The organism is Nostoc sp. EspVER01 (assembly GCF_034530635.1).
Classification (GTDB): Bacteria; Cyanobacteriota; Cyanobacteriia; order Cyanobacteriales; family Nostocaceae; genus Nostoc.
Map to the genome: position 1 here is coordinate 33,251 of NZ_JAVRCS010000043.1, position 17,774 is coordinate 51,024.

13 protein-coding genes and 1 pseudogene are annotated in these 17,774 nt (G+C 42.2%); 4 read left to right on the forward strand and 10 right to left on the reverse strand.

Annotation, left to right across the window (positions count from 1 at the left end; translation table 11 throughout):
• Positions 1-40 precede the first annotated feature (40 nt).
• The 3 genes from RMX69_RS25360 to RMX69_RS25370 all read right to left on the reverse strand — a co-directional run bounded on the left by RMX69_RS25360 (position 41) and on the right by RMX69_RS25370 (position 5,289).
• A complete protein-coding gene (locus RMX69_RS25360) occupies positions 41-415 on the reverse strand; it encodes a hypothetical protein (RefSeq protein WP_289798681.1) in 375 nt (124 codons plus the stop codon).
• Between the two features lie 29 nt (positions 416-444).
• Positions 445-2,169 carry an AarF/ABC1/UbiB kinase family protein gene (locus RMX69_RS25365; protein ID WP_322639089.1) on the reverse strand — a complete coding sequence of 575 codons (1,725 nt, stop codon included), beginning with the start codon at positions 2,167-2,169 and terminating at the stop codon, positions 445-447.
• Positions 2,170-2,646: 477 nt separating this feature from the next.
• Positions 2,647-5,289 (reverse strand): M1 family metallopeptidase, encoded by a 2,643-nt coding sequence (locus RMX69_RS25370; RefSeq protein WP_322639090.1) that lies wholly within the window; start codon positions 5,287-5,289, stop codon positions 2,647-2,649.
• Positions 5,290-6,271: 982 nt separating this feature from the next.
• On the opposite strand from RMX69_RS25370, the gene RMX69_RS25375 reads away from it, so the two are divergent.
• The 4 genes from RMX69_RS25375 (at position 6,272) to RMX69_RS25390 (ending at position 10,574) form a co-directional block, all read left to right on the forward strand.
• On the forward strand, positions 6,272-6,406 hold the full coding sequence (locus tag RMX69_RS25375; RefSeq protein ID WP_289798684.1) for a hypothetical protein: 135 nt from the start codon (positions 6,272-6,274) through the stop codon (positions 6,404-6,406).
• A 92-nt stretch (positions 6,407-6,498) separates the two neighbouring features.
• Positions 6,499-8,175, forward strand: a complete 1,677-nt coding sequence (locus RMX69_RS25380) for a DUF3352 domain-containing protein (protein WP_322639091.1) — start codon at positions 6,499-6,501, stop codon at positions 8,173-8,175.
• 514 nt (positions 8,176-8,689) lie between these two features.
• The gene (locus RMX69_RS25385) at positions 8,690-9,613 is read left to right on the forward strand and encodes a class I SAM-dependent methyltransferase (protein ID WP_289798685.1); all 924 of its coding nucleotides are present in this window, start codon (positions 8,690-8,692) and stop codon (positions 9,611-9,613) included.
• Positions 9,606-10,574: a PrsW family intramembrane metalloprotease gene (locus RMX69_RS25390; RefSeq protein ID WP_322639092.1), complete on the forward strand. Its 969-nt coding sequence runs from the start codon at positions 9,606-9,608 to the stop codon at positions 10,572-10,574. The genes RMX69_RS25385 and RMX69_RS25390 overlap by 8 nt, the downstream gene beginning before the upstream one ends.
• 191 nt (positions 10,575-10,765) lie before the next feature.
• Here the strand turns inward: RMX69_RS25390 and RMX69_RS25395 are convergent, their stop codons facing one another.
• The 7 genes and pseudogenes from RMX69_RS25395 to RMX69_RS25425 form a co-directional block, all read right to left on the reverse strand.
• Complete coding sequence (locus RMX69_RS25395) at positions 10,766-11,638, reverse strand: 6-carboxytetrahydropterin synthase (protein WP_322639093.1); 873 nt, start codon at positions 11,636-11,638, stop codon at positions 10,766-10,768.
• 149 nt (positions 11,639-11,787) lie between these two features.
• On the reverse strand, positions 11,788-12,489 hold the full coding sequence (locus RMX69_RS25400) for a J domain-containing protein (RefSeq protein WP_322639094.1): 702 nt from the start codon (positions 12,487-12,489) through the stop codon (positions 11,788-11,790).
• Between the two features lie 15 nt (positions 12,490-12,504).
• A complete protein-coding gene (cysK, locus tag RMX69_RS25405; protein WP_289798689.1) occupies positions 12,505-13,467 on the reverse strand; it encodes a cysteine synthase A in 963 nt (320 codons plus the stop codon).
• A 70-nt stretch (positions 13,468-13,537) separates the two neighbouring features.
• Positions 13,538-13,975 carry an RrF2 family transcriptional regulator gene (locus RMX69_RS25410; protein WP_094352153.1) on the reverse strand — a complete coding sequence of 146 codons (438 nt, stop codon included), beginning with the start codon at positions 13,973-13,975 and terminating at the stop codon, positions 13,538-13,540.
• A gap of 414 nt (positions 13,976-14,389) precedes the next feature.
• On the reverse strand, positions 14,390-16,132 hold the full coding sequence (locus RMX69_RS25415) for an iron uptake porin (protein WP_322639095.1): 1,743 nt from the start codon (positions 16,130-16,132) through the stop codon (positions 14,390-14,392).
• A 490-nt stretch (positions 16,133-16,622) separates the two neighbouring features.
• Positions 16,623-16,904, reverse strand: a complete 282-nt coding sequence (locus RMX69_RS25420; RefSeq protein ID WP_322639096.1) for a 4a-hydroxytetrahydrobiopterin dehydratase — start codon at positions 16,902-16,904, stop codon at positions 16,623-16,625.
• Positions 16,905-17,688: 784 nt separating this feature from the next.
• Positions 17,689-17,774, reverse strand: a pseudogene (locus RMX69_RS25425) (photosystem II protein D2); the annotation flags it as partial.

Here is a 17,774-nt window from a genome sequence, read left to right on the forward strand (position 1 = left end):
AACTCTCTTTAATTTTAAAATATTAATTTCCTACTCTTTTCTAAGAAAAAGAATCTAAATCTAAAGATTGCATACCTTCACGTTCTATAAAGGTCATCATACTTCCCAGCTGCAACCAAACTAATAAGCAAGTAAACAGACTAATTGGTAGACCGACTCCTAAAGCCAAGGATGAGGGAAAGCCAAATATCTCTAAACCTGAAGACATAAATAGACAAGTACCGCCTGTTATGCCGATAAATGGTACAAGTAATTGTTTCAGTGAGGAACGTGGCTGAGTATTTTCTGCTCGTTCGTTTGGCCAGTTCTGCACAATTACTTTCAAAGTGCCAGATAATGCCAAACCAGATGTTAATGCTATCAAAAAGCCAACAAGTAAGAGAAAGTAAGGCGGTTGCTCAGGAAAATAATACATGAAAACTCCTAATTTATATTCAAGATTTTTTACTTTTTATTTGTTGACTGGTTCTCAGCAAAAGACCCAATTAATGTCGTTTTTGGCAGGATAGCGGCTGCCCCTTCTCTGGATAACTCTGTTAAAATCTCGATCGCTACATTTAATAAACGATCCGGTTTTAAGTCATCTTTAACCAGGTTCCACAGGCGTTGGACATCTTCGGTGTGCAAGCGGTCATCTTCGGTAAGAGCAAGCACCAACTGTCGGCGAAGAAACTTGCCTTCTTCCGACATTAAGTATTGGAAGCCCATCTGGGCTGTGGGCAATACATCAAAGTTGTTATCGGTACGAGCGATCGCAATCAAATTCTCTAAGCGCTGCCACTGAAATTTACCATCTTTGAACAACACATTCAATAATCGTCGTCTTAATTCCGGCGATTCTCCTGTCAGCAACCGCCGTGCTATGTAGGGATAACCCACTTCAACAATTTTGAAATCGGGGTTAAGGCTAAGGGCAATACCTTCTTGGGTAACTAGAGAACGAATAATCAAAGCAAACTTTGCCGGAACTCGGAAAGGATATTCGTACATCAGTTCCGAAAATTCATCGGTAATAGTTTTGAAGTTAAAATCCTTGACATTTTTGCCAATAGCGTTTCCTAGCACTGCTTCTAATGCTGGCACTATCGGGCAAATATTCGTATCTGGAGTCAGAAACCCTAATTTTACAAAGTCTTCGGCTAAGTCGGTATAGTCTTTATTTACCAAATGCACTAGCGCATCTACCAGCGTTTCTTTGGTGCTTTCTTCCAACTGATCCATCATGCCGAAGTCAATATAAGCCATACGACCATCGGCTACAGCAAACAAATTGCCAGGATGAGGGTCAGCATGGAAGAAACCATATTCTAAAAGCTGTTGCAATCCTGATGTTACACCAATTTGGATAATCGCTTCTGGGTCTAAACCTGCTTCGCGGATGCGTTGAGTATCCGTTAGCTTGAAGCCGTCAATCCATTCCAGGGTTAAAACGTGGGTATTGGTATAACGCCAGTAAATACTTGGAACTTTTACTTGTGGGTCATTGTGGAAGTTGCTAGCAAATTTCTCGGCGTTGCGGCCTTCATTAATATAGTCAATTTCTTCAAATAACTTTGTGCCAAACTCGTCCACAATTAAAGTTAGGTCGTGACCGAGATTTAAAGGCAACCAAGGAGCTAGCCAGCCTGCTGCCCAACGCATCAGATATAGGTCGCGTGTAATCACCGGGTGTAAGTTAGGGCGTTGCACCTTCACGGCGACTTCTTCACCGCTAACCAAACGACCGCGGTAAACTTGACCCAAGCTAGCAGCAGCGACTGGGTGAGGTGACAGTTCGCTAAAACTTTCGTGAATTGGACGGCCTAGTTCACTTTCGATAATCTGGTAAGCGATCGCATTATCGAAAGGTGGTAACTGGTCTTGTAACTTGATTAGTTCTTCTAAGAAATCTTTGCGTATCAGGTCAGGCCTAGTAGAGAGGGCTTGACCAACTTTAATAAAAGTCGGGCCGAGGCGGGTGAGCAGTTCTCGCAACTGGATAGCTCGTTTACCCTTGTTCTGCTCAACTTTATCTTGCCACTCGTCCCACTTCAGACCGAATATAAATCCTGCAAAGGAGGAGATAATTCTCAGCACTCGCCCCCAAGCTAGCCAAGGACGGTAACTATAGTAGCGAGCGATCGCATCTGGATTATAGAGTTTTAGTTGAGCAGGTTGATACTGACCCACGCCTTTTTTTGCCTCTTCAACTGAAAAATTTACAATGATTGTTTTTCTCCTAACCCACAAGTTAGTTGCAAGTTCAGGATAGCGGTAGTCTTTTATCTAAAACAACTAGAACTCTATCCTTTGGGGATAGTGTTCGAGGCGATTTTAGCATCTGTTACTGCCTACATTTGTTTATCTTTTTCTTAATTATACTTTATAAAACTACAACTACTTATCCATCTTTTTGATGATTTTATCTTTTCTTAACTTTAATTTATATAAATATAAATATGTACCTATATATGCAAATTGAAACTCAGTAACCGCTTACAACATAAAGATCCCCGGCTTCTAATAGAAGCCGGGGATCTTCGTACTATGTTTATTTATACCTGTAATTTAAGTGGAAAATAAAATTACAGCATCAACTAAAACCGTGGTAATTGGTAATAGCTTTGCCACAATTACCAATTACCTACTTTTAATTGTCATGTATTGCTATTTAGATTTGGCCTCCAAGTTTTCTAAACGGCTTCTCAATTCCTGATTTTGTTGTTTGAGTTGGTCGAAATCTTCACGCAGTTGACGCAGGGTTTTTTCTGAACCAATGTTCTTTTGCACCTTGGAAATTTCTTCTTCAGCAGAGCGACGTACACGCCCATCAGCTGTTTGTTCAGCTAGCGATCGCAAAATTCCCACTGCTTTAGGTGTTTCCATTTGTCCTAATGCTGCGGCTACGGCTACTTGTGTTAAAAAGAAGCTTTCTTTGGCTAGTTCCGTTAATTTGTCTAAAATCCGTTCCAAATTAGCCGGACTTTGACCGACAGAAATCTTTCCTAAAGCGCGAATTGTGGCTAAACGTAGAGGTTGTGGCACACCGAGTTTGGTGTATTCTAACAGCAGATTTAAAGCTGCTTCCGAAGTTTTGAATTCAGCTAAACCGGCGATCGCACCACTCCGCACTACTTCATTCCAACCCGCCTTTTCTTCTAAAACAGATTTCAGCAGCTTTAATACTTTGTCTTCCTTGGGTTTTTCTTCCAAGTTGGCCGATGCGATCGCTCCAATCACACGAGAAGCTGCTGCTTCCACGTAGTAGCTGGGATCGCCTTTTTGCAACAGCCCTTTCACAACTTTATAGCTTTCAGCAGTTTTGATTTGAGTAAGTGCTTCCACTACAGATCGTCGCACGTAAGCATTTTTATCTTTTAAGCCAGCAACTAAGCCATCAAAGGCTTGATCTAAATTAATTTTGGCTAGTTGTTTCGCCGCTTCCACACGCACACCCCACAATGGGTCATTTTTTAGCGATGCAGACAGTGCAACGATCGCTTCTAACCCACCTTTTTTCGCCAAAGCTGCTGCTGCATAACTACGCGAAATCGGGTCGGTATCGAATTCTAACTGTGCTTTTAACTCCGCGATTGGATATTCCAAAGCTACTGTTTTTAGGTAATTATTTCCAACATCAAAGCTAATAAATTGGGGCTTATTTTCTAGGGGAAAGTAGAAGCTTTGTTCGCGTTCATTCACCCGGACAGTAAAAATTTTGAGTTGTGAGTTAGGAGTTATGAGTTTAGAATTATTTTTAACTCCTAACTCCTCACTTTTCACTTTTTCTTGTTGCGTATAGCCAAAACCAATAGGTATTTTTAAATCAAACAAATCCTTACTGCCATTTATACCTTCATCAGCTTGGATTTGAGTGACTGTAATTTTTGCTAAATTAGCATCTCCATCCCAAGAGTAAGCTACTTTAAAATCGGGATGACCACCACGATAAACGTATTGGTCAAACAGGAACAAAAGATTACGTCCGGTTGCCTTTTCAATCGCCCTGAGTAAGTCTACTGTTTCTACGGTTTTGTGGGCATTATCTTGGACAAATGTTTGAATTGCCTGCCAAAATAACTCATCTCCCAATTGAGTCCGAATCATGTGATAGACACAAGATCCTTTTTCGTAGATGTGGCGATCGTAAAGTTCAATAGCTTCTCGGTAAACGTGCGTTACCATTGGACGACGATAACGGCTGCTATCTTCACTTAAGTAACGACGAGCTTCCAATAAACGATAGTAAGCTGCTTCTTCTAGACTATATTCCTGTTCTGTCCACATGACCTCAGAGTAAGAAGCCATCCCTTCTTTAATCCAAGCATGAGACCAATGCTTAATCACTACCAAATCACCAAACCACTGGTGCGCGAGTTCGTGGACGACCAAACTTTCAGTGTTACGGTTATCTAAGGCGGCGCGTTCATCCAGCAAACATCTGTCTGTTAACAGTGTTGTGGAAGTGTTTTCCATGCCGCCAAAGATGAAGTCATCAACGCAAACTTGGGCATATTTCGGAAAAGGATATGGATAGCCATACTTTTGGCTCAAAAATTCGATCATCCTGGGAGTTTTGCCCATGCTGCGTTTAGCATCCTCCTCCCGTCCCTTTTCGACATAGTAGGTGACAGCTTTCCCGTTCCACTCATCTCGAATTTCAGCAAAATCACCTACTGCTAAAGTCATCAAGTAGGTAGGATGAACTTGTTGCTGTAACCAATGATAGACTTTGTAATCACCATCTTCTGTGGTGTCAATTAATTCACCATTGGAAATTGCTACGAGAGGGTTGGGAACGCGGACACGAATTTCCGAAGTAGATAGTTGTCCTGGATAGTCAAAGCAGGGGAACCAAAAGCGAGAGTCTTCGTCTTCGCCTTGAGTCCAAACTTGAGTAGGCTTGTTTGGGTAGTGCTTATCTGGTTGAATAAAATAAATACCGCGTTGTGGTTTTGCTACCGAGTAGGCGATCGCAATCAGCAAGCGTTTACCAATCTGGGTTGGCTGAGAAAGTTCGATGGAAAGCTGTTCGCCGTCATAGTTAAAATTTTGTGGCACTTCGTCCACCTGCACAGACTCGATATTTAGGTTGACAGCATCCAAAGTCAAACGATCAATACCATTACGGATTGGCAAGAGGCGAATGCTACAACTGCCCTGATAGCTTTGCTTGGGGATATCCAAGCTGAGATCGAGAAAAATATGCTCTACCTGTCCGGGGCGATCGGGGTTGTAGTGTGGTCTTGCTCCCGGTAACTCAAAAGGTTTGTGTCCGTTATTATCTGTATCAAAATAAGACTGCGACATTGATGCTTACTGACCTTGTAATCCTGAAAAGTCTGGCTTGGTTGGATGTAGTTAAGTAAAATAGCGGTATCTGATGTATTTCCCTCAACAGGGCATTATGAAGGTGACTTCTCACCTTTGGGATTGGGAGATTGAAATTAATCTCACCCGAACTTCCAAAGATCGACTACTGATCTTGGGATTTTTTCCATATCCCTGCCGCATTTACTTTTGCTGATGTTCTTCTGCACTTTTTTGGTATTGAGTCAAGAGTCTCTTGCACCTCTATAGATTCTCATTAAGTACAAATACTCCTAATTATTTTTATAACTTTAGGATAGCTTGCTGCTGAACACGCTATTTTGTTTAAAATGAACAGCATATCATTTGCAGATTCGCTCCTCATCTGGTTGAAGTATTTTTGAGAGTAATTTTAGACCGCTAATTTGTGGGATTACTAATTTTATCAGTAAATACCAACTGGAGTTGAAACTAAATGCAGGATACCAGTTGTGTGAGAGTACAATAACAGATTTCTGTCTCCGTAAAAACTCCCATACTGGCGAGTGCATGTAAAAGTCCCTCAGAGGTAATGCTTGTAGATTGACGTTGCGCTTGTCAAATCCTCTTCACTTCTTTAACAAATCGGCGTAGGCGTAGCCCGCACTTCTTTACGAGACGCTGCGCGAACGGCTGCGCCCTTCTCTACGAGAGGCTGCGCCAACGGCTACGCTCAGGACAGGCTCAGTGACCATCGTAGACATCGCTAGCTTGTTTGCTGTATAGATGGACTGCGAGATCCAAGTGTTATAGCAATCTGAAATCATTCGTAAACAATGAGATTCTCAACTTATTAGAGAAGTCGAGAATCTTACCCTTGCAATTTTTACAAATCAGATAGGATTGCTATGTATTTAATTTACAGAAACACCATTTGTGGTGAAAAATCACTTTTAAGTTGCATGTTTGCTAATTGAGACATGAGATTTAACTGAGAATTTTTATGATTAATATCCAATTAATTATGGATGTCAAAAGCTTATGGATGTCAAAAGCAACAATTTTCAGCAAAGAGGGGGTAGACGTGCAGCTTGCCAACGAGTGTGCGGCTGAATCCTTTTGTCATGGGTTAGTCTAGCGATGGATTAGCGGAAATATTATAAATCCGAAAACTCTACAGTGACACTTGTATAAATCTCGGTGACAATCTGAGCAAAAGAGGATAACACAATGCCTGAAAGTAAATCAAAATTTCTCATTCCTGCTGTTGGTGCTGCCGTCGTTGTCGTAGGAAGTATAGCGGCTTATACGTACTTTAAAGGCTCACCAGTAGGTACATCAGACGCTCTAGGTAGTGCGAAAGTAGTGCCTTCAACAGCACTGATGGCAACTTATATTACTAATGACTCTGAAGCCTGGGCAAAATTACAGCAGTTTGGCACTCCAGAAGCACAAAAGTTAGTAGCAAAAGGTCTGGAAGATTTCAATAAGCAAATGTTCAGTGACAGTAACATTTCTTATGAAAAAGATATAAAGCCTTGGGCTGGTGGTGTCATGATTGCTGTATTGCCACCAAATTCTGTAAAACCGGCACAGTTAAACGTACCCTCTGGGACACCTAATGTACCAACAAATTTACAGCAGGAATCAAATATCCTGATAGTAGTGGGAATCAAGGACAAACTCAGCGCCTTGAATTTTGCTAACAAATTGAAGTCACAAAAAGGGGTGAAATTACAGGAATCTGACTATCAAGGTCAAAAAATTGTTGAAACTACACAAAATGGCAAGCCGACCTATAGCGTAGTTTTAAATGATAGTCAGTTGGTATTAGCCCCTGAAAAGCAAGCTGTAGAAAAAGCAATTGATACGTTTAAGGGGCAGTCTTCTTTTGCCAGTAAAGAAGGTGCTAGCAGCATTCTTAAAGGAGTGGATGTTAAAAACAGCCTCGCCCAAATTTATGTACCAGACTATGCCGAAATGATACAGCAATTAACTGCTGGAAATCCGCAGGCAAAGCAGTTACCTCCACAAACCCTGACGCAATTGAAGCAGATAAAATCTGTGGTAGCGGGTGTTGGAGTTGATGATGCGGGAGTGAGGGTAAAAGCGATCGCTAATTTAGATCCGCAATTAAATAAATTTCAGTATCAATCAAGTCCTGGGAATATAGTCGGGCAATTTCCTGCCGAGACCTTTGCTCTGATTAGCGGAAATGGCATCAGCCGTGGTTGGGAAGTGCTAGTAGAGCAGTCAAAAGATTATCCAGAAATGAAGCAAGCTCTGGAACAAGCGCGAGGACAACTGAAATTCGCCAATATAGACCTAGATAAGGATATTTTTGGCTGGATGAATGGGGAATTTGCCTTTGGTGCGATTCCATCAAATCAAGGAGTATTAGCGAGTGTTGGTTTTGGAGGTGCTTTAGTATTTGATACTAGCGATCGCAAAACTGCCGAAGCCACCTTGACAAAATTGGATACCCTTGCCAAAACCCAACAAATCAACGTTGCCAATAGAAATATCGGTGGTAAAAACGTAACTGAATGGCAAATTCCCCGACAAGGAGCTTTATTAGCACATGGTTGGCTAGATCAAGATACTGTATTTGTAGCTCTTGGTGGCCCAATTGCAGACGCAGTTAGCGATCGCAAAAATCCATCTCTTGACACTAGCGACGCTTTCAAAGCCGTGACTGGTTCTTTGCAAAAGCCCAATGGCGGCTATTTCTACCTGGATATGGATAAAACTAAAACTGTGCCCCTAATCAATAGTTTTGTATCATCTAACGCCGATACTATCACCATCCTGAATTCCATTCGTGGTCTTGGTTTTACCGCTATTAGCCCAGATAAATCCACCAGTGAATTAGAGATGTTATTAGCTCTTAAGCCTAGTGCAAAATAGGGTATGAAGCATGGAGATTAGGTGACAGGTTACAGGTGATATCATGTCCGCCAAATTACCCATAATAAAATAACCCCACCCCCAACCCCTTTCAAGGGCAGGCTTTTAGGCTTTCGATAAATAGTTGAGAATGTTCTCAATTATTGAACGTAGTTTTAAGTTCTCAGACAATGGTTTTGGTTTTAAAATCCCAAAAATTTGTCTAATCAAAAAAACCTGCCCCAGAAAGACCCCCAACCCCTCCCCGCCTGCGGGGAGGGGCGGGGTGGGGTTCTTCGGGTTTAATAAGCAATCAAGCGGACATGATATGATAGGAAATAACCTTTTGGATGCGAGATGGGGAAACTGTTTTAGGTTACAGATGATAGAGAATAACCTTTACTCTCTACCCTATAACCTGTAACCTATTCCCTTCTTCACTCCCCATTCCCCAGAATGTTTTTCAATTTGCATCTAGACTGGCCTCCAGCAACTATGTCATAAGTAGAAAAGGCTGTTAAATGCAAACTAATTTATGACTGCTGCTGTAAACACTAATCCTGGTTTAGCTTCTCGCTTGGTGAATGGCATACTGGCAATCCAGCCTTTAGCTAACCTAGCCAAGCATCAAGCTAGACAAATGATGATTAAACGTGCTGAGAGAATTGGTGTGCCTTGGACGCAAGAAGTCGAAACATTACAAGCGCGTGATTGGAAGGACGATCTTGCTCAAGTACAAAATCCTCAGCTTTCCTACCCCAATTACTACGTCACCTCATTCCATGCTTACGAAACCGGAAATCTCAGTTGGCAAGCTGCTTTTGAAGTAGAACCTGCTGCTTACGCTGTCCACGCTAAGATTTGGCAGGGTTCTGAAGAAGCGCAGGGCGATCCGATGTTGCGCCAAAGTTACCACAATATCCTGAAAAGTCAAATTCCTAATGAGCCGCAAGACATCTTGGATGTAGGATGTAGTGTGGGCTTGAGTAGTTTTGCCCTACAAGAAATTTATCCCCATACCAAAATTACAGGCTTAGACTTATCTCCCTACTTCTTAGCAGTTGCCAATTACCGCGCTGGGCAACGTCAAACTAAAATTAACTGGCTTCATGCCCAAGCTGAATCTACCGGGCTACCTGATGCCTCCTTTGATTTAGTTTCCATTTTCCTCATGTGCCACGAATTACCCCAATCAGCAACCCGACAGATTTTAGCTGAAATGCGGCGCGTGTTGCGTCCGGGTGGCTACTTGGCAATCATGGATATGAATCCCAAATCTGAAGTTTACAAGAAAATGCCAGCCTATATTTTGACTTTGCTCAAAAGTACCGAACCATATTTAGATGAATATTTTGCTTTGGACATTGAGCAAGCGATTGTTGAGGCGGGTTTCCAAGCTCCCACTATCACCAACAATACCCACCGTCACCGTACAGTAATTGCTCAGGTGAGTGGTTGATTTATCTCTAGTGTTGTGGGCAGCCATACCACCATTGCTGCTGCTATGCTACTACTACTGTCGAGTACCATTTGCCCCACCTCTGTTAAAGTTACTGATGTTCTTTATCATTGGGGCAATATCTGGTGTTTTAGCCTTTAGACTCGAATGGGATTTTGAAACTGTAGCCAACTGGTTTGTAGACTGGCAGCAGATGAAACGTTGGCTTCCTGGTACAGCCTTGCGGCAGCTTGTAGAAATAGGCCCAATTGAAGAAGGCTGCAAGTTGGCTGCGGTTGTTATCCCAACTTACTATCTGCAACGCAAGTATCGATTACTTCACTCTACGGTTTTTCTCTTCGCCATAGCCGTTTCCCTTGGATTTACTGCCGAAGAGAACTGGATTTACTTTTTCCACGGTACAGCATCAGTTTTTGAACGTACTATCGGCACGCCAGTCCATGCGATGTTCTCTGCGCCTTGGGGATATGCATTAGGAACCTATATTTCTTCTAAAAATCGCTTAAATCGAGACAAAAAGTTTATTTTTAGGGCTTGGCTAAATTCTGTAATCTGTCATGCCTTAGTGAATGTCCTATCTAGTACTTGGGGTTATTCATTACCCATACGTTTTCTAAGTTACGGTTTATTTCCGTTTTTGTTATGGATGTTTTGGCGACTAGAACAATTACTACGAAAAGTGCAAGGTAAACCTCTAATTACCCTGATTTCAGAACGTACACCCCAGCGCTGTTACTGGCAGAGGAGTTTAGTGTTGTTTGCCCTCGTGCTGGGTGGAAATGCTATTTTCGGGCTGTTTCTCTTAGTCAGGAAAATTAGTCCTTTGAGTCCGTCAAAGCTTTTTGACACTGATATTTTGTGGTTTATATTTAGTCGTTTTTTACTAAATCTCTTTTTTGGAGTTTTAGCTTGGGGCATTTATCGCTATTTACGACATTCCGCCCGCCGTCGGTATTTTTAAAATATGATTTAGGAAAAGGCTAGGGGGTTTCTAAGGCTGTATTAAAATTAGCAGCTACCTTATTTAGTCAAGATGGACTGACAAGTCCTTTGCTACCTAGTTTTAATTGCTTAGTAAGTAAACTTTTCTAGCTGGGCATGGGCATGGGGATGAGATAAATTCCCTATGTCCTATGCCTAATTTGCAATTAGCTAAACTTGTGCTAATACTGGCTGATTCACGGATGCGCTGACAGAATCTGATTCAGACTCCGTACAGTAGATTTCGCAGGAGTTATTAGGACTTTCAATCAATTTTACTTTGTAAAGTTTAGCTCCCAATTCCTGAATGGGCGATCGCAGTAAATTACTAATGTAAAGTGCGATATTTTCAGCAGTGGGTACAACTTCGGCAAAGTAGGGAATATCTTTGTTTAAAAATGTGTGATCGAATGGATCTAACACATAATCTTCTACCACTTGATTCAGGGCACCTAAATCAATAATCATGCCAGTACGCGGGTCAATTTTTCCTTTGACAGTGACTTCTAAATGGTAGTTGTGTCCGTGACCGTTGGGACGAGCGCACTTACCATAAATCTCAGTGTTTTCTTCGTTACTGAGTTTAGGATGAGCTAGCCGATGGGCGGCGCTAAAGTGAGTACTGATGGTGAGGTAAGCTTCCATTGCGTTTCCCATATAATCTGCCCAAAGTTCAGGATGTTCAAATAACTGCACACGGACTAGAGGCAAATGAGGTGCTAGCCGTTGCCAGATAATCCGTGCAATATTCTCAGTGGTAGGCAGAGTTTGTTGAAATTCTGCCCATACATCATTGAGATAAGAGAAGTCCAATTGACTGGTAACTTCCCGTTTAATTACGTGTTTCACATCAGACAAGTTCAGCACCATACCATATTCATCCAATTCCCCGGCTAGGGAGATGAATAAGACATAGTTATGCCCGTGTCCTGGAAATCTAGAACCAGCACCAAATTTCTCAATATTCTCGGCTTCACTCAGTTCTGGTAACCAATAACGATGACTTGCTGCAAACTGGGCGCGGCGATTAACAATACATGGCATGAGTACACTATGAGCAGAATTTAAACTTTCTTAATCTTTTTCTGCTTCCAGCATAAACTAAATTCTTCGTCATTAGTCGTTTGTCCTTGGTCATTTATCCTTTGATATCAAGCGATATTGACCCATGCCCAATGCCCAATGCCCAATAACTATGTAACAGACGCTTGTGCTTCACAGTGCAATCTCGAAGCTATACGGAATAGTTCATGACCTGTGTGTAAATAACGCTCATCGTAGTTCAAAGGAAAATAACCTAATTCATCGAGTCCATCTGCTACTTGATCGAGGCTGTAGTAAAGGTGAGCCGCCGTTCTTGCGAGACTAGGGGGATTTGGCAGGGAGCGAAAAGTAGTTTGTGCCTGCTTGAGGTCATCTCGACAGGTTTTTAAGTATTCCTGAAATTCATCTAACAACTCATCATCAAAGGGATCGGCAGCTAATTGCTCCATTTGTTCTTCTAACGAATAAAGAATTGTACAAAGCAAGCGATTTACTGGTTGGTAAACTTGGCGCAGCCATTCTTCAACTTGCTCGTCAACATCCCGTCCAGTTTTTCGTCTTGTCTGGTAATGGTTTTGGGCTGATGCTGTACGTTGTTGGCGATCGCTATTTAATTTTTGGGAGTCATGTTGCAGTTCTTGGTCATAATTGCGGCGATTTTGGTTGTCGCCTAAAACTTCATAAGCTGCATTGATGCGGATAATTTGCTCGCGATCGGCTGTTTCCTGATTACTGTCAGGATGAAACAATTTAACCAAGCGGCGATAAGCTTGCTTAATCTCCGCAAGGCTTGCACTTGGACTAACTTTGAGAGTTTCGTAATGGTTAGAAACGTGCTTAGAATTGACCATTAATTCAATGTATCGTTAACTGACGCTAGTGGCTAACCTTGCGTCCAGGTCTTGGAACAACGGTGTACTCAAATACCTCTCACCAAAGCTAGGCTGAATCATCACAATTAAACGTCCCTTATTTTCTTGACGTTGGGCGACGCGAATTGCTGCACATAAAGCTGCTCCACTGGAAATGCCAGATAATAGCCCTTCTTCTTTTGCCAAACGCCGACTATAAGCGATCGCATCTTCATCGGTGACAGTAATCACTTCATCAATCAATTTTATCTTTAATACTTGGGGAATAAACCCAGCACCAATTCCCTGGATTTTGTGGGGTCCTGGTCGTCCCCCAGATAAAACTGGGCTATTGGCTGGTTCAACTGCGATCGCCTTGGAATTAGGCTTGCGTGCTTTAATCACTTCTGCTACACCAGTGATCGTACCACCTGTACCCACTCCCGCCACAATGATATCAACTTGTCCATCGGTATCTTCCCAGATTTCAAGCGCTGTAGTTTCCCGATGCACTTTTGCATTAGCTGGATTGCGGAACTGCTGCAACATATAGGTATTTGGTGTAGTATTAACTATTTGCTGCGCTCGTTGAATTGCCCCACTCATGCCTTCCATTCCTGGTGTTAGTTCCAGTTCTGCTCCATAAGCTCGCAACATTGCCCGACGCTCTCCACTCATCGTTTCTGGCATTGTCAAAATTAATTGATAACCCTTAGCGGCTGCTGCCATTGCTAGGGCAATACCGGTGTTTCCAGAAGTGGGTTCTACCAATACTGTCTTCCCAGGAGTAATTAGCCCCTCCTCCTCTGCGGCGTTAATCATACTTACCCCAATCCGGTCTTTAACTGATGCCGATGGGTTCATACTTTCCAGTTTCACCACAATATCCGCAACACATCCTTCTGTTTGAGGAATGCGGTTCAACTGTACTAGGGGTGTACGACCAACAAGTTCTGTAATGTTACGAGCTATTCGCATAAATTGGTCCTTAATTATTAATTATTTGTTATTGGTCATTAGTCATCAGCAAATGACAAATGACTCTTGACTAAATGTAGTACATGATATCTAATTGGCGCCGCGAATCTCGTTTTTCACAAAGATCCTGGAGCGTATATTTTTGCAAGACTGAATTTGCCGCGCGACTTGCTTCTTGCCAAATTTCTTCTATAACTGAACTGTCTATGCTTTTGGAATTAACGTTTTCTTCACCAGCCCGCGCTTCTAACCCTTCTAAACATTCTAAAATTTCAAAAAGGATGATTTTTCGAGGTTCTCGCGTTAATAGATAGCCACCTTTTGATCCACGCTGACTTTTAACTATACCGCCACGCCTCAAGGTTGCTAGTAGCTGTTCCAGATAGCGATCGGGTATGTTTTGTTGTGCTGCAATTTGTCGAATTTGCAGCGGTTCGCCGCTTTCGTAATGAGCAGCCATCTCTAATAAGGCGAGAATTGCGTATTCTGATTTACAGGATAGTTCCACAAGCAGCAATTAAGTTAGGGGTAGAAATTAGGAGTTAGGAGTCATTCAATTTGGATTTGAGATTTCGGCGTGAGCGCTCAGTCGAACGCTTTTTCCTTCAATCTCAAATCCAAAATTCAAAATCTCAAATTGGTAGAATTAAGATACTACGCAATATGTAGCTTTATACCGCCAACTTCTACTAAAAAAGCTCGCTCATAAAAAGCTGCTTGCGGCGTAAGTCACTTGTAGAGTGGGTATTACTCTGGTCTATTCATCTCAAACCCGCCATAACTCATAACTTCTAACTCCTAACTTTTCTATTATACTCCGGTTAACTACTGGGGTTTATCCATTATTATTATCGAAAACAAAAAACCCCACCTAATGGCGGGGAGAAATAGAGTTCAAATTTGTCAGCAGATAATCAACACTCTAGAAGGTGAAAGTAGTTCTGAGCGTACCGATAATAGCATCATCATTATCGCTGTTTTGACCAGGAGAGGTCAACCAGATTACACCAGGAGTTACAGAGATGTTATCCGACACACGATACTTGTAGAAGCCTTCAAAGTGGTAGGGTATATCATTGTTGCCACCAAAACCTGGGCGGTTAAAGGAATAAGGTTCTGCACCAGCAAAAACACCTAAAACGTTACCTTTTTTACCGAAATCAGGTAAGGCTACCCCTAAACCGTAGCTCCAAGCTTGATAATCATCACCTGCACCGACACCTGTAACGTCATGGTAAGAGACGAATCCACTAATGGATAGTTTGTCGCTAGGTCTAAACGCAGCCGACACACCGTAGGAGTTGCTGCTAGCTGGGGTTGCTACACCTCCTGCTAGACCGGCTGCATTACCTAAAAAGTTAGCTTGTCCAGTACCTACATCAAAACCTCCAGTTGTTCCGTCTGTACCAGAGTCGAATAAAGCACCACTGGCACTATATCCGTGGACGTAGGTAGCAGCTAAAGCTACGCGATCGCCTACACTAAAGTTCAACTGTCCTAAAGCGGCATAGTCGCCGTTGGTCAGACCTGAACTAAGAGCAGGATCGTTAGCTTGTGATGCCAAGTAACCCGCAGTGATTGAGCTATTTCCTAAAATACCACCACCTTTACCAAGGGGCAGATTGAGCGCTATACCAGCACCGCCACCAATCCTATAGATGGGACTTTCAGAAGCAAAGGTAGATAAAGCACCGTTACCACCGTCAGTATTATCAAAAAAGTAAGGATTGTTGACAGCAGCATAATGGCTGTGTCGTCCACCACTAGCTGCGAGGTAAACTTGGGCTGGGCCTACGGGAGCTTCATAAGTCAAGCGGTCTATCTTGACACTGTTGTTACCATCGCCGATACCAGCTTGAAATGTTTGTGTGCCTTCAGCAGTATTGAGTGGATTATTAGCGTTGTCAAATTGTGTAAAGGCTGTTGCATTACCAGCTGCGAGACGAGTATGTAAAACGTCTTTACCAGTGAAGCTGGTTTGCAAGTCTAAACGTACTCTGTTTTGGAAGACAGTATTGTTGTTGTCACCAGTGTTACCTCCAAACACATCAGTAACACCAAAAATGGCTTCACCGACTAGTTTTGTGGTGGTGGAGAACTGATTCGCTTCCAATTCAGCAGTCCGCGCTTCTAAGGAATCTACACGACCACGTAGGGTTGCCAATTCTGCGGAAAATTCTTCTTGCAACCGTTGTAAGGTGGCTAAATCTTGTTTTGTTACCAAGTCAGCGGTTGCTGTGGCAATCAATTCGTTAACCCGATCCAAACAGGCATTTAAACCAGCGGCAAATTCATAACGGGTCAAAGCACGATTACCGCGATAAGTCGCATTTGGATAACCTGCAATACAACCATAGCGTTCAACCAAGGACTGCAATGCTTGGAATGCCCAGTCAGTAGGTTGTACATCGGAAAATTGAGAAACCGATGTTACTTGAGACTGAGAATTACCTTGGTTGCCTTCACTGCTGTAGCGATTAACTTGATCTATGGTTGTTTGAGCCAATATTTCTGGCTGTTGGGCAACTTCGGTTACACCTAGTTGTTTGGCTGCTGATACTTGTGTGGTTGGGTTTGGGGCCGCCATTGCTGTTGCCGAAACTAACAATGTTGCTCCCAAAACTGCTGGGCTAACCACTAAGGATTTCCATAATAGATTAGACATTTTCACTTTACTCCTCACACCTTGTTTAGATAATTGGTTTCGTTACACCTAATTCTCGAAAATGCGACATCTCATTGAAACCTATGGATGAGGCATAGTTGTCACTACTACAATTCTAGTTTTTGCAAAGCTAATAAACGATTAACTTTGGGTTAAAAACTGATGTGATTAACTTATGCAAAAACATATCTTTATATCATAACATTATAAAACATCTGATCTAGATGGCAAGATTGCAGCGATCGCCTTAATAACTGTCACACAGACTTATCTAAATATCTAAGCAGGGAGTAGGGTTTGGGTCATTCACTCTCTATGCAGGCTAAATTGCTGAAAGCCTAAGACATTTAGCAGTTTGCCATCAAAAATCACTTCTTCCACTGACCTATGGTATAAATTTCATGCCAGTTAGAACACACTAGCTCGGCTATATAAACCGTATATCGCAGTGACTTTCTGTAGTCTGGTGCAAGATGTTAGAAGAAATCAGTTAGTTGATCTGGGAAATCACCCGTGCTACATCAAAGTCTGACTGCGTCAATCCGCCTGCATCATGTGTTGTAAGTGTAATCTTCACTTTATTGTAGGAAATTTCTATATTTGGATGATGTCCCGCTGATTCAGCCGGCTCAACCAGCTTATTGACAAACTCAATTGCTGCAATAAAATCTTTGAATGTGCGGGTAATCTGCAACTTGGAGTCTTTAACAGTCCAATCTGACAGAATCTTTGCCTGTTCTTGAATTTCCGCTTCGGTGAGTAGTTGTGGCATATCAAGAAATTCCTACTTATATATTTGTTACAACATTTTGCATCTGACAAAGCAAACTGCTTTTATTCTCCACACACAAAGTATGGGAGGATAAATTAAGCCACAATTCGTGTGTCTAGATTTAAATAGGGCTTGGTAGATAGACGCTATTTCTCACATTTGGTCATATACTCCAAGGTTAAAGGCAAGATATTTATGCTTTTTAAGAAAACTTAAATCGGTTGCCTTTGTTCACGGCAGCCATCGCTATCTATTTTTTAAAAGCAACCATTGAAAAAACAAAAATCACCCCTAAAAAACTATCCGCCCTGATTTAGATCAGACGATCTAAATCAGAGCGGTCTAGCGGGTCTTCAGGTTGCAACCAGACTGCCGGAAGGAACTCCGAGCTTGCCTAGCTACTTGAGCTAACTTAGTATCTCAAAGATAACTAAGGCTAACTTTTAGAGAACAGCCCCGGCGCGCAGCCGGCTAACTGCAACCTGATGACCCATGCATTTACTACTTTCTATCATGGGCATCACCTCCTTATTGCCTAAGCGGTCTTAGTTTCAAAAGGGCAGAGAATTTACTCTGGGTTCATAACCTTCACCTAACATAACATATAAATTTAGAGATATTAACCATATATAGAAGAAAAATCTCCCACCTCTTTGATGGGAGATTACTGGAGAATAGTGAAAATTGACACTTTATTGGCTGATTAAAAGGAGATTATTTTATCTAGGTCTGTCAATTTTCGCCAACCACAACCCTAATTCAGGTCATGGTCAAATTTGAATTCTTAGAGAGCGTTACCGCGAGGTAGAACTTCTTCAGGGAATACAAATTGTTCGTGGGGTTGATCTTGAGGAGCCATCCAAGCGCGGA

Excerpts from the sequence above, each read along its gene's own strand:
- RMX69_RS25360 (WP_289798681.1), bottom strand. The coding sequence starts at position 415 with ATGTATTATTTTCCTGAGCAACCGCCTTACTTTCTCTTACTTGTTGGC.
- RMX69_RS25370 (WP_322639090.1), bottom strand. The coding sequence starts at position 5,289 with ATGTCGCAGTCTTATTTTGATACAGATAATAACGGACACAAACCTTTT.
- RMX69_RS25375 (WP_289798684.1), top strand. The coding sequence starts at position 6,272 with ATGATTAATATCCAATTAATTATGGATGTCAAAAGCTTATGGATGTCA.
- RMX69_RS25380 (WP_322639091.1), top strand. The coding sequence starts at position 6,499 with ATGCCTGAAAGTAAATCAAAATTTCTCATTCCTGCTGTTGGTGCTGCC.
- RMX69_RS25385 (WP_289798685.1), top strand. The coding sequence starts at position 8,690 with ATGACTGCTGCTGTAAACACTAATCCTGGTTTAGCTTCTCGCTTGGTG.
- RMX69_RS25395 (WP_322639093.1), bottom strand. The coding sequence starts at position 11,638 with ATGCCATGTATTGTTAATCGCCGCGCCCAGTTTGCAGCAAGTCATCGT.
- RMX69_RS25400 (WP_322639094.1), bottom strand. The coding sequence starts at position 12,489 with ATGGTCAATTCTAAGCACGTTTCTAACCATTACGAAACTCTCAAAGTT.
- cysK (WP_289798689.1), bottom strand. The coding sequence starts at position 13,467 with ATGCGAATAGCTCGTAACATTACAGAACTTGTTGGTCGTACACCCCTA.
- RMX69_RS25415 (WP_322639095.1), bottom strand. The coding sequence starts at position 16,132 with ATGTCTAATCTATTATGGAAATCCTTAGTGGTTAGCCCAGCAGTTTTG.
- RMX69_RS25420 (WP_322639096.1), bottom strand. The coding sequence starts at position 16,904 with ATGCCACAACTACTCACCGAAGCGGAAATTCAAGAACAGGCAAAGATT.